We start from the raw sequence: 12,582 nt of genomic DNA on the forward strand, positions 1-12,582 counted from the left end.
ATTGTAAGTTAGTAATGTGCTTGCACAGAAAGGAAGGATTAACCCTATGAAGAAAGCAATTTTTGAAGAAGCGGGAAAGATGGGTGTGGTCGAATCGCCAGTACCTGTGATTGAAAATGATGATGACGTGATTATTAAGGTGGTTAGAGCTTGTGTATGTGGGTCTGATCTGTGGGCTTACTCTGCTGGTGATGCTAAGGAGGCCCATTCAGAAAACTCCGGTCATGAAGCGCTTGGAATTGTAGAAGCAGTGGGGCCTGCAATTAACACGGTCAAAAAAGGTGACTTCGTAATTGTGCCATTTACTCATGGTTGCGGTCACTGTCCGGCTTGTTTGGCGGGCTTTGATGGGGTTTGTCAAGCTCACAGTAATAATTTTAGCATGGGCTTTCAAGCGCAATACCTTAAGTTTGCTTACGGTGACTGGGCTTTAGTCAAGGTTCCTGGGCAACCTAGTGATTATAGCGAAGGAATGCTTAAATCACTTTTAACCTTATCAGATGTGATGGCTACAGGTTATCACGCCGCTGTGACTGCCCGTGTTTCTAAGGGGGATAAGGTAGTAGTTGTCGGTGACGGGGCCGTTGGTCAGTGCGCAGTTATTGCGGCCAAGATGTTGGGGGCTGCCCAAATTATTATTATGAGTCGCCATGAAGACCGGCAACAAATGGCACTCGAAGCTGGGGCAACTGCCTTTGTGGCTGAACGTGGTCAGGAAGGAATTGATAAGGTACTTGAATTGACTGGCGGAAGTGGGGCAGATGCAGTCTTAGAATGTGTTGGTGCTCAAGCTGCGACTGAACAAGCATTTGGCGTAGTTCGCCCAGGTGGTCGGATTGGCCGGGTAGGCTTGCCACACGGCGAAAAGATGGCCCCAACCGCTACTTTTTACCGCAATATTACCTTAGCTGGTGGGCCTGCTTCGGTAACAACTTACGATAAAAAAGTTCTATTAAAAGCTGTTTTAGACGGGGAGATTAATCCGGGCAAGGTCTTTACTCATAGTTATAAACTTGACCAGATTAACCAAGCTTATCAAGACATGGCAGCTAGAAAGGCAATCAAATCCTACATTGTGTTTGATGACTAATTAAGCAAGCGCGCTGAAATACGAGTTGTATTTTGGCGCGCTTATTTCTTGCCCTTTACTTTTAGATAATGAATAATAGAGACAAAAGCATTTATTTGAGGTGAGAATGTGAAAGTCAAAGATATTATTACAATAGGAATTTACACGGTGTTATATTTTATTTTGATGTCGCTTGGGACCCTAATTGCGGTTTTGTTAACCCATAATCCTAATATGAAGTTTGCCCCTGCAATTACAGCCTTGTTAGCCGGGACGGTCTATATGTTATTGGTTGTTAAGGTGCAAAAATTTGGCGCGATCACCTTGATGGCGGCTGTACTAGGACTATTTTTCTTGGTGTCTGGTCATTCCATGTTAGCTTTTATCCCCAGCTTGTTATGCGGACTTTTAGCTGATGTAGCCGCTAAGTTAGGCCGTTATCAAAGTAAGCTCTTAAATCTATTATCCTACTGCTTGTTTTCGTTAGGTAACCTAGCGCCAATTATCATGATGTGGACCATGAAACAAGCCTATATTAGTCAGCTGTTAGCTAAGGGGAAAGATATGGCTTACGTTCACAAGGTGTTAATTAATTTTGATTTAGGAAATGTGTCAGTGTTAGTAGGAACGATTCTGATTTGCGCTATCGTCGGGGGCTTGTTTGGTCAGCATTTAGTAAGTAAACATTTTAAGGCTGCGGGGCTAGTTTGATGAACCGGGGTTATGATGTCAGGACCAAACTGCTATTTTTACTCTTAGCTAATTATTATGCCTTAGTTACTCCTGGGATAGGGGTGATTTGGGTTTTGATTTTATTATTTAGCTTGGATTTTATTTGGCGGCACGAATACGTGCGGCTAGCAAGCTACCTTATCTTTTTTGGTTTGGCAACGGCCTGTTTAAGCTTAAATATAGATGAAGCTAGTCATCCTTACCTAGGCTTCTTTTTATTAGGCGGACTGACAATCATGCCGTGTTTTATGGTGGGGTTGAGTATCCTACGGACTCCTGTTCATGAGTTCATTCAGACCTTACGTAAGTGGCGGGTGCCTGAGAGTATTTTACTGGTTTTGGCGGTAGCAATGAGATTTTTACCAACGGTCACGGGAAGTTACCTAAATATTAGGGCTGCACTTAAGTTGAGGGGTGAATTTGTAAGTTGGTATCAGTACTTGCTTCACCCCCTAGCCTACTTTGAAAAAATCTTAGTCCCCTTACTATTAAATGCCACCCGCCTGGGCCAAGACTTAACAATTGCAGCCTTGACGAAGGCGGTTGGTAGCCACCATAAGACTTCTTATCGTAATTATGTTTTTACTGGTAAGGATTACCTAGGCTGGTTTGGCTTAGGCGGGTTAGTGCTTTTTACCTTAGGAGGCTTTTTATGATAGAGGTTGAGAATTTAAGTTTTACCTATGCTGGTCAGAAAAAGCCTGCGCTTAAAATCCCCCACTTAGAAATAGCTGCGGGGCGGTGTGTCGTTTTAACCGGAATCAGTGGCAGTGGCAAGAGCACCTTTTTAAGGGTTTTAAATGGCTTGATTCCGGAATATTTCCCGGGAAATTTACAGGGAAAAGTAACGCTTAACCAGCAAGATTTGACCCAGCAGAGTGTAGAAGAGATTGCGGCCCAAGTGGGTTCTGTCTTTCAAAATCCCCGGCGGCAATTTTTCTTTGCTAAGGTCAGTGATGAGTTAGCTTTTCCTGCTGAAAATCAAGGGCAAGCGCCGGAACAAATCTGGCGGCAATTAAGACTAACCGAGCAAGAATTGGGACTAGCTGGCTTGTTATCAGCCCAATTAGCTGAACTTTCAGGGGGACAAAAGCAGCGGGTAGCATTAGCAGCAGCCCAAATGCAGCGGCCTCAGATTTTGGTCTTGGATGAACCGACGGCTAATTTGGACAAGCAGGGTATCGCGTTGTTGCAGGCGAATTTAGCCAAATTAAAGGCTCAGGGACTAACCATCATTATCGCAGAGCATCGGTTGGATTATTTGCGTGAGGTGGCTGATGATTATTACTATTTTACTGCCGGTGAAATTAAACGAAGTTGGACTAAGGCGGAGTGGTTAAAACTTACAGACCGGCAGCGGCTAGCTTATGGATTAAGGCCACTACAAGTGGAAACTTTTTCTAAAGCTAGGTTGCAGGTGACTGGCCAAAATACACTGGCATTGAAGGATCTTACTTTGAAATGGCATCAACAAGAGTTAGGCTGGCTAAAGGAATTTAGCTTAACTTCGGGTATTATTTATGGCTTAACAGGAGCTAATGGCCTGGGGAAAACCAGTTTAGCCAAGGTTTTGGTAGGTTTAAAAAAAGCACGGTCACATTTGACTTGGAATGGGCGGGCGCTGACGCAACGGGCCTTACTAGCTAAAAGTAGTTTGTTAATGCAAGATGTTAGCCAGCAACTATTTTTGCCCACAGTTCAAGCTGAACTAAACGCTAGTGGGGCCACGGAGCAAGAGGTGACTGCGATGGCAGCCAAGCTGGATTTAAGCGAGTTATTAGCCAGTCACCCCTTTAGCCTTTCTGGTGGGCAGCAACAAAGAGTGGCGTTAGGTCGCGCTTTACTTGCACAAAAAGAATTATTTATTTTAGACGAGCCAACTAGCGGGTTAGATGAGCAAAATATGCGCCGGGTGGCAGATTTGCTGTTAGAATTAAAAAGTTCCAAGCGAATAGTAATGGTGATTAGTCATGATCAGGAGTTAATTAATTTAACTTGCGATGAAGTTTTGAACTTATCCGATTTTTTAACTAAGAAGTAGTTTATTTTTAAGGCTATTCATTGTATGATTATTAAGTATATTGTAATTTAAAAGAAAGAGGCGCTTAATAGTGGCAAAAAATAAAATTCGCGTTCGTTATGCTCCTAGTCCTACAGGACACTTGCACATCGGTAATGCGCGAACAGCATTATTCAACTATTTATTTGCACGACGTAATAAAGGGACGTTTGTAATCAGAATTGAAGATACTGATACTAAACGTAACATTGCGGATGGTGAAAGAAGCCAATTAGATAATTTAACTTGGTTAGGGATGGACTGGGATGAAGGTCCAGACAAGCCAGGTAACTATGGCCCATACCGTCAATCAGAACGTAAGGAAATCTATGCTCCTTTAATTCAAGAATTATTGGACAAAGATTTGGCTTATGAATCTTACATGACCGAAGAAGAACTAGCAGCTCAACGTGAGGAACAAAAGGCCAATGGTGAAGCTCCTCGCTATGTTTACGAATACGAAGGTATGACTAAAGAAGAAATCGCTGCTAAGCAAGCTGAGGCTAAGGCTAAGGGCTTAAAACCAGTTGTGCGGATTCGGGTTCCTCATAACAAGGTTTATGAATGGGATGACATGGTTAAAGGTCACATCAGCTTTAAATCCGATACAATCGGGGGCGACTTTGTTATCCAAAAACGTGATGGAATGCCTACTTACAACTTTGCGGTAGTTGTTGATGACCACTTGATGGAAATCAGTCACGTCTTGCGGGGGGATGACCACGTTGCCAACACACCTAAGCAATTGGTAGTTTATGAAGCTTTTGGTTGGCAAGCACCTGAATTTGGTCACATGTCTTTAATCATCAACACTGAAACTGGTAAGAAGTTAAGTAAGCGTGATGAATCTGTGCTTCAATTCATCGAACAATATCGTTCGTTGGGTTACTTGCCAGAAGCAATGTTTAACTTCATCACGTTACTTGGTTGGTCACCAGTCGGTGAAGATGAAATCTATAGCCGCCAAGAATTTATCAAAATGTTCGATCCTAAGCGTTTAAGCAAGTCACCAGCTGCTTTTGATGGTAAGAAGCTTGAATGGATTAACAACCAATATGTTAAGGCTGCCAGTGAAGATGAAATTATGCACTCTGCCTTGTTACAGTTAATTAAGGCCGGCAAGGTTGAAGCTGATCCAGAACCATTGAAACTTGAATGGGCTCGGAAATTAATCAGTCTTTATAAGCACCAAATGTCATACACTGGTCAAATTGTAGATATGGCCGAAGTCTTCTTTGAAGAACCACCTGCTTTGAGCCAAGCTGCCAAGGAAGAATTAGCTGATGACTCAGCCAAAGTGGTCTTAGAAGCATTTGCTAAGAAGGCTAAGGCGCTCCCACTCTTCGATGGACCAGCAATTATGGCAGCCATTAAGGAGATTCAAAAGGAAACTAAGGTCAAGGGACGGAAACTTTACATGCCAATCCGGATTGCAACCACCCGTGAAACTCATGGTCCTGAATTAGGACCTTCCATCGAGTTGCTTGGTCGCAAGAAGGCTTTAGCTCACCTCGAACAAACTTTAGCTGAAATGAACTAATTAAGGTTCGGAAAGGTTAGTAGTTATGATAGATAACCGCTAGCCTTTTTTTATTATTTATGGCATCATATATAATGAGTAAGTATATTTTTTAATGGGAAAATTAGGTGGGTTAGAAATGATTCAATTATATAATACGTTAACCAAGCAAAAAGAAGAATTTAAGCCCCAAGTACCTGGCCAAGTCTTGATGTATGTTTGTGGCCCAACGGTCTACAACTACATTCACATTGGAAATGCGCGTAGTGCCATTGCTTTTGACACAGTCCGACGCTATTTTGAGTACCGGGGCTATCAAGTTAAGTATGTTTCTAATTTTACAGATGTTGATGATAAGATTATTAAAGCTAGCCAGGAAATGAACTTGAGTGTTGAAGAGGTCACCGCCAAATTTATTGCGGCTTTTTATGAAGATACAGCCGCCCTCAATGTCAAAAAAGCTAGCTTAAATCCCCGGGTTATGGAAAATATGGCTGATATCATTAACTTTGTGGCTGACTTAATTGCTAAGGGTTATGCCTACGAAGTTCAAGGAGACGTTTATTACCGGGCGCGAAAGTTTAAACATTATGGCCAGTTATCAGGCCAGTCAATAGATGCCTTAGAACAAGGGGCTTCTGAACGCTTGAGTGTGGAAGACCAAGCTAAAAAAGAAGATCCACTCGATTTTGCTTTGTGGAAGGCTGCCAAGCCGGGAGAAATTTCTTGGCAATCACCTTGGGGCTTAGGTAGACCAGGGTGGCATATCGAATGCTCGGTGATGGCTACTAAGTACTTGGGCAAGACTATTGATATTCATGCCGGCGGCCAAGACCTTGAATTTCCTCACCATGAAAATGAAATCGCACAGAGTGAAGCAGAAACGGGGCAAAGGTTTGCTAATTATTGGCTCCATAACGGCTTTGTGACGATTGGGGAAGACGATGAAAAGATGAGTAAGTCATTGGGGAATTTCGTGACCGTTCATGATTTAGTCAAGCAGGTTGATCCTCAGGTCATCCGCTTCTTTATGGCCACAACTCAGTACCGGCGCCCAATTCGTTATAGTCAAGCTAACCTGACTGAAGCTGCCAATAACTTAGCCAAGTTGAAGACGGCCTATGACAATTTAACCTTTAGGTTAAAGGATGCAACTGAGGCTGAGCTTGAAGCGGAAGTTAAGCAAGAATTTGCGGGGTATGAACAGCAATTTGTGGCGGCAATGGACGACGATTTCAATGCTCAAAATGGGATTGCGGCCGTTTATGAAATGGCTAAGCAATTAAATATTTACGCTGAAAAAGAAAGGGTAGTTAAGGAAACAATTACTTACCTCTTGACGAACTTCACCAAGGTTTTAGCCGTTTTTGGGATTGAGTTTAGCGAAAATGATGTCAAACCAGATGCAGAAATCGAAGCGTTGATTGCTGAAAGAGATGCTGCAAGGGCTCAGAAGAATTTTGCGCGTAGTGACGAAATTAGGGACCAACTAAAAGAACAAGGGATTATCTTAGAAGATACGCCCCAAGGAACGAGATGGAAGAGAAGTTAATGATTGAAACGGATTATCAACAAATGAATGGGATTGCGCTTGCGTACATGGGCGATGCCATTTACGAAGTATATGTAAGACAGCACCTTTTAGCTAAAGGAATGACCAAACCAACTAAGCTTCATCACCGGGCAACACACTACGTGTCCGCCAAAGCCCAAGCATTTTTAATTGAAAAAATGTTAGAGCAAGAATTACTTGAGAAAGAAGAGTTAGACTACTTCAAGCGAGGAAGAAACGCTAAAAGTTATACCTCTGCTAAAAATACTTCAGTGGTTACCTACCGAATTTCAACCGGATTTGAAGCTCTATTTGGTTACTTATACTTAAGCGGGCAAAAGGAACGCTTGGATTATTTAGCTCAGTGGTGTATTGAGACAGTAGAAAGGGAAGGTAAGTAGGTGTGGTAGACAAGAAGACTGAGGACTTTGTAATCGGGCGCCATCCAGTCAAGGCGGCGCTGATGAGTGGTCAAACAATCAACAAAGTTTTTATTCAAGCAGGTTTAAAGGCAGACGCACTCAATGAAATAATTAAGTTAGCTAAAAAGCAAAATTTAATTATTTCTCAAGTACCTAAATCGAAGCTAGACCTGCTAGCGGATCGGCAAAATCACCAAGGGGTGGTCTTGGCAGTGGCGGCTTATGAATACGCCGAGCTAGATGACTTATTTGCAGCGGCAAAAGCCAAGGACGAAGCGCCCTTCTTTTTAATTTTAGATGGGATTGAAGATCCCCACAACCTTGGCTCCATTATGCGAACAGCTGATGCAGCTGGGGTGCATGGCATCATTATTCCTAAGCGGCGGGCGGTTCAACTAACTGCCACCGTGGCCAAAACCTCTACGGGGGCAATTGAATACGTACCGGTTGTGCGGGTAACTAATTTGGCCCAAACGATTGCCGAGTTAAAGGAACGAGGCTTGTGGATTTTTGGGACAGACATGGCCGGGCAAGATTACCGAACTTGGGATGCTAATGGGCCAACCGCGCTAGTAATTGGTAATGAAGGTAAGGGTATTTCGCCATTAATAAAAAAGGCCTGTGACGGGATGTTAACCATTCCAATGGTTGGCCATGTTCAAAGTCTAAATGCTAGTGTGGCAGCTAGTCTTCTTATTTACCAGGGATTTAGTTCACGAGGTAAATAGGAATGAAAAAACAAACTTTAATCGTTGACGCTTACAATATGATTGGTAACTGGCCACAATTGGCTAAGTTAAAGAAAGCAGATCAGCTAGAAGCGGCCCGGGATGAGTTATTGCGGATTTTATCTAATTACCATAAGCAGAGCAATTCAGACATTATCGTGGTTTTTGATGCAATGTTTGTCCCCGGGCTTTCCAAAAGCTATAAACAGTTTAACCTAGAGGTGGTGTGGACGGAAGAAGGCCAAACTGCCGATAGTTATATTGAAGCTTTGGCGGGAAAAATGCAGTCGACCTTAAATCAGGTGACGGTTGCGACTAGCGATCAAGCCGAGCAGTGGACGGTCTTTTCGCAAGGGGCCTTAAGAAAACCGGCTTGGGAGTTGTACCAAGATATCAAACGGGCCAATAAGGAAGTCCATGCGACTGCCAGACGCTATCAAGATGAAAATACTGTCCGGCATTCACCTTTTGATGAGCAGCAGTTGGAACAACTAGCGGCTTTACGTGATCAGTTAAGTCAGCACGATTGATACGAGTAAGATTGACAAAGCATCTTTTTAGGTGCTAGAGTAAAGGAGAAATTAAATGGCTAAGAAAAAAGTTGCGTTAGCATGTTCAGAGTGTGGTTCACGTAATTATACATTAACCGAAAATCCTAACCGGCAAGAACGGTTAGAAGTTAAGAAATTTTGTAAGTATTGCAATAAGCATACGATTCACCGCGAAACTAAGTAAGAAAGTGGGAAAAGCATGAAGTTTTTTAAGAGTGTTGTCCAAACGATGAAAGAAACAACCTGGCTAAATGCGAAGGAAACAAGACGGGATACAACGACAGTGGTTATAATGTCGATTCTGTTTGTGGCTTTCTTTGCCGTGATTGATTATTTGATTCAGTTAGCCTTGAATTTACTATAAGCATTAAGCCCACCTTGATTTGGTGGGCTTAATTGTTGATAACTTAATAAGCAGCCCGAATTCTAGGCTTATTCTTCCTAGAATTCGGGCTGCTTTATTAGTATTAGTCGCTTAAATCTTGACCATTTGACGCGATAACTTTTTTATACCAATAGAAGGAATCCTTCTTATAACGTTTCAGGCTGCCATTGCCATCATCGTCTTGGTCAACGTAGATGAAGCCATAACGCTTGGACATTTCAGAAGTTGATGCGGAGATTAGATCAATCGGTCCCCACATGGTGTAACCAATTAGTTGGACCCCATCTTTAATGGCTTCTTGCATTTGAATAATATGCTTTCTGAGGTAGTCAATCCGGTAAGAATCATGGATAGTACCGTCTGCTTCGAGCTTATCTAACGCACCTAAACCATTTTCAACGATGAAGAGTGGCACTTGATAACGGTCCCAGTATTCGTTAAGGGTTACGCGTAAGCCGACAGGATCAATTTGCCAACCCCAATCACTAGCTTCAAGGTAAGGGTTAGCTTCACCTAAGGCAAAATTACCGGATGCTTTTTCAACTTGGCTAGCCGCTGAAGTAACGGTAGACATGTAGTAAGAAAAGCCGAGGTAATCAACGCAACCTTCCTTTAGTAAAGCTTGGTCGTTTTCTGCCATTTGCAACTTAATGTTATTTTCGGCAAAATAACGGTTCATATAGTTAGGGTACTCGCCCCGGACCTGGATATCTGTAAAGAACAGGTTAAGTTGGTCTTGCAATTGGGCTGCCCGAACATCGGCAGGGTTGCAAGTTTTAGGGTAGGTTTGCATCCGGGCAATCATACAGCCAATCTGATTTTCAGGGTCGATTTGATGACCAATTTTAACTGCCTGGGCACTGGCCAAGAATTGATGGTGTAAGGCTTGATAACGAAGTTGCATTGCTTCTTGGTCGCTTAGTTCGTCATCTAAAGCCCCGGTTCCCGTAAAGCCCCAAGTCGAAGCGTTGATTTCGTTAAAGGTCATCCAATATTTGACCTGTCCCTTGTAACGTTCGAATAAGACCTTGGCATAGCGGACGTAAGCGTCAATCGTGTCCCGGCTAGCCCAACCATTTTGTTTGAGGGTTAAGCCTAGGGGCATTTCATAGTGGGAGATAGTAACCACGGGTTCAATTCCGTACTTATGACATTCAGCAAAGAGCTTGTCATAAAAGGCTAGCCCAGCTTCATTTGGTTTTTCTTCGTCACCATTAGGAAAAATCCGGGCCCAAGCAATCGAGAGTCTGAAGGCCTTAAAACCCATTTCGGCAAAGAGGGCGATGTCTTCTTTGTAACGGTGATAAAAATCAATTCCCCGCCGTTTAGGGTAAAGCTTATCAGTCTTGTCAGCGATTGCAGCCGCTAATGTTTCCTTGGTAACAGCGTTCATGGAGAATTCTTGGCGATTTTTTGCTTTCTTAACCACTTCAGCAGTGGTTAAGCCTTTGCCATCAACATTCCAGGCTCCTTCTAACTGGTTGGCGGCAGTAGCACCACCCCAAAGGAAACCGGCTGGAAAAGTAGTGGGGATATTAGCTTGATACATGTAACTCGTCCTTTCTAACTTACTCTAAGTCTAAGAGTGCTTGTCCAACTGTGACTTGGCCGGTGGCAAGTGCTTTTACCTGGTGGTAATTCTTAGAGTTAGTGATAATAACTGGGGTAGTAACTTCGTAACCAGCAGCTTTAATGGCTTCTAGGTCAAATTTTACTAATGGGTCACCAGTTTTGACTTCCTGACCTTTTTCAACTAGGGTTTCAAAGCCCTTTCCCTCTAAGTTAACGGTGTCCATCCCAATGTGAATTAGCACTTCTGCACCAGCAGTTGTATTTAAGCCGATTGCATGTCCAGTTGGAAAGACTAAGGCAACGTGTCCGTCAGCAGGTGCATAGAGGGTGCCTTCACTTGGTTCAATGGCTAAGCCTTGCCCCATGGCCCCACTAGAAAAGACTTCATCCTTGACGTCGCTTAAGGCTAAAACTTGCCCGGCTAATGGTGAAACTAACTTAGTGGCTTGGTTATAAGTGTTTTGTGCTTGTTGAACTTTAACGGCGTGTTCGTTAATATCAGCGGCTTCACTAGCTGCTTGTGCAACGGCAGCAGCCTTGCCCTTAGCAACTTCACCCTCAGGGTCAACTGCGCTCTTGCCTAGGATAAGTTGCAGTAATAAACCGGCGATAAATGAAACTACGATGGAAGCAAATGTCCAGTAAAGGGTTGCGTCAACCCCATTTTTACCAATTACCATTGGAAAGGCGAAGATCCCCATTCCGGCCATGCTGTAAGCTTTAACGTTACCTAAAGCGAAGCAGACAGCCCCGATGGCACCGGCAATACATGAAAGTGCGAAAGATTTCTTTCGTGGTAAGGTAATCCCGTAAATTGCGGGTTCAGTTACCCCGAAAATCCCGGAGATAAAGGCAGGAATAGCCAAGGCCTTAGTCTTAGGATCCTTAGTTTGAAGCATGATTCCTAGCACAACCCCAATTTGCGCGAAGCAAACTGAAACGGAAAGAAGGAGAATTTGGTCGAAACCTTGGGAAGCAAGTTCGGTGTAAAAGACAGCCACAAAGCCCCAGTGAACCCCAAACATAACAAAGACTTGCCAAAAACCACCCATTAAGAGGGCTGCTAAGATTGGACTGAAGTTGAAGATACCTTGGAAAAGAGCGGATAAGGCATCAGAAGCCCAACTTGCAACGGGACCAATTACAAGGAAAGTAATAGGCACAGTAATGATTAGGGTAAAGAAAGGTACCAAGAAAAGTTGGACCATTTCGGGGATGATTTTCTTAGCTAACTTTTGGACGTGGGAAGCAAACCAAACGGCTAAGATAATCGGAATCACAGTTGATGAGTAGTTCATCATGATTACTGGAATTTTAAGGAAGGTTACGTGAATATTTGATTCAACGAAAGTTCCTTTAAAGAGGGTCATTAAGACATTTTTACTGTCATTAATCGCCACAATGTTAGGATAAACCATTGAAGCAGCGATTCCTAACGCCACGAATTGGTCTAAGTTAAACTTCTTAGCGGCAGTAACGGCAATGATAATTGGGAGGAAGTAGAAGAAGCTATCCCCAATCGCATAAAGAATTTGGTAAGTACCAGAAGTCTGGGACAACCAGCCTAGAGAAGCAGCGGCAGAAGTCAATCCTTTAATCATCCCGGCAGCAGCTAAGGCGCCCAAAAATGGGGTGAAAATTCCGGAAATCAAATCAATAAACCGGTCAGTTAAGGACATATCTGAGGTGTCTTCGTAATCGTCATCAACTTGACCGCCCCCAGCAAGATTACCTTGGGCTAGTAAAGTGTCATAGACTTTATCAACGTGAGTTCCAATTACGACTTGGTATTGACCTCCGGCTTTAACAACGGTAACTACGCCGTCGTTAGCCTTTAAGGCGTCATCATCGGCTTTCTTTTCATCCTTGAGCTTAAAGCGCAGCCGAGTAGTACAGTGGACAACAGAGTTAATGTTTTCCTTGCCGCCGACACCAGCTAAGATGTCCTTGGCTAATTGTTCGTATGCCATAATAGCAACCTCCAATAAAAAAT

Annotated in this window: 13 protein-coding genes; 11 read left to right on the plus strand and 2 right to left on the minus strand. The window is 43.3% G+C overall.

From position 1 onward, the window contains the following. Positions 1-46: 46 nt before the first annotated feature. The 11 genes from FC14_RS07510 (at position 47) to secE (ending at position 8,996) form a co-directional block, all read left to right on the plus strand. Positions 47-1,090: a zinc-binding dehydrogenase gene (locus tag FC14_RS07510; RefSeq protein ID WP_056977111.1), complete on the plus strand. Its 1,044-nt coding sequence runs from the start codon at positions 47-49 to the stop codon at positions 1,088-1,090. A gap of 108 nt (positions 1,091-1,198) precedes the next feature. Then, a complete protein-coding gene (locus FC14_RS07515; RefSeq protein WP_056977113.1) occupies positions 1,199-1,780 on the plus strand; it encodes an MptD family putative ECF transporter S component in 582 nt (193 codons plus the stop codon). Beyond that, complete coding sequence (locus FC14_RS07520; protein ID WP_056977115.1) at positions 1,780-2,457, plus strand: energy-coupling factor transporter transmembrane component T; 678 nt, start codon at positions 1,780-1,782, stop codon at positions 2,455-2,457. Before FC14_RS07515 ends, FC14_RS07520 begins: the two co-directional genes overlap by 1 nt. Next, entirely contained in the window at positions 2,454-3,842 is a 1,389-nt protein-coding gene (locus FC14_RS07525; RefSeq protein ID WP_056977117.1) for an ABC transporter ATP-binding protein, read from the plus strand. The genes FC14_RS07520 and FC14_RS07525 overlap by 4 nt, the downstream gene beginning before the upstream one ends. Positions 3,843-3,912: 70 nt before the next feature. Further along, positions 3,913-5,400: a glutamate--tRNA ligase gene (gltX, locus tag FC14_RS07530; RefSeq protein ID WP_056977119.1), complete on the plus strand. Its 1,488-nt coding sequence runs from the start codon at positions 3,913-3,915 to the stop codon at positions 5,398-5,400. A gap of 118 nt (positions 5,401-5,518) precedes the next feature. Continuing rightward, positions 5,519-6,931 carry a cysteine--tRNA ligase gene (cysS, locus tag FC14_RS07535; RefSeq protein WP_056977212.1) on the plus strand — a complete coding sequence of 471 codons (1,413 nt, stop codon included), beginning with the start codon at positions 5,519-5,521 and terminating at the stop codon, positions 6,929-6,931. Beyond that, the gene (locus FC14_RS07540) at positions 6,931-7,332 is read left to right on the plus strand and encodes a Mini-ribonuclease 3 (RefSeq protein WP_156655774.1); all 402 of its coding nucleotides are present in this window, start codon (positions 6,931-6,933) and stop codon (positions 7,330-7,332) included. The genes cysS and FC14_RS07540 overlap by 1 nt, the downstream gene beginning before the upstream one ends. A 2-nt stretch (positions 7,333-7,334) precedes the next feature. After that, on the plus strand, positions 7,335-8,081 hold the full coding sequence (gene rlmB, locus FC14_RS07545; protein WP_056977123.1) for a 23S rRNA (guanosine(2251)-2'-O)-methyltransferase RlmB: 747 nt from the start codon (positions 7,335-7,337) through the stop codon (positions 8,079-8,081). A 2-nt stretch (positions 8,082-8,083) separates the two neighbouring features. Beyond that, the gene (locus FC14_RS07550; RefSeq protein ID WP_056977124.1) at positions 8,084-8,611 is read left to right on the plus strand and encodes an NYN domain-containing protein; all 528 of its coding nucleotides are present in this window, start codon (positions 8,084-8,086) and stop codon (positions 8,609-8,611) included. A 55-nt stretch (positions 8,612-8,666) separates the two neighbouring features. After that, the gene (gene rpmG / locus FC14_RS07555) at positions 8,667-8,816 is read left to right on the plus strand and encodes a 50S ribosomal protein L33 (protein WP_050611707.1); all 150 of its coding nucleotides are present in this window, start codon (positions 8,667-8,669) and stop codon (positions 8,814-8,816) included. A 15-nt stretch (positions 8,817-8,831) separates the two neighbouring features. Then, positions 8,832-8,996 carry a preprotein translocase subunit SecE gene (secE, locus tag FC14_RS07560; RefSeq protein WP_050611706.1) on the plus strand — a complete coding sequence of 55 codons (165 nt, stop codon included), beginning with the start codon at positions 8,832-8,834 and terminating at the stop codon, positions 8,994-8,996. A gap of 103 nt (positions 8,997-9,099) precedes the next feature. Here the strand turns inward: secE and FC14_RS07565 are convergent, their stop codons facing one another. Together FC14_RS07565 and FC14_RS07570 are read right to left on the minus strand one after the other, a co-directional pair. Further along, a complete protein-coding gene (locus FC14_RS07565) occupies positions 9,100-10,566 on the minus strand; it encodes a glycoside hydrolase family 1 protein (RefSeq protein ID WP_056977126.1) in 1,467 nt (488 codons plus the stop codon). A 19-nt stretch (positions 10,567-10,585) separates the two neighbouring features. Next, entirely contained in the window at positions 10,586-12,559 is a 1,974-nt protein-coding gene (locus tag FC14_RS07570; RefSeq protein ID WP_056977128.1) for a beta-glucoside-specific PTS transporter subunit IIABC, read from the minus strand. Positions 12,560-12,582: the final 23 nt, after the last annotated feature.

It is taken from the genome of Ligilactobacillus agilis DSM 20509 (assembly GCF_001436215.1).
Taxonomy (GTDB): Bacteria; Bacillota; Bacilli; order Lactobacillales; family Lactobacillaceae; genus Ligilactobacillus; species Ligilactobacillus agilis.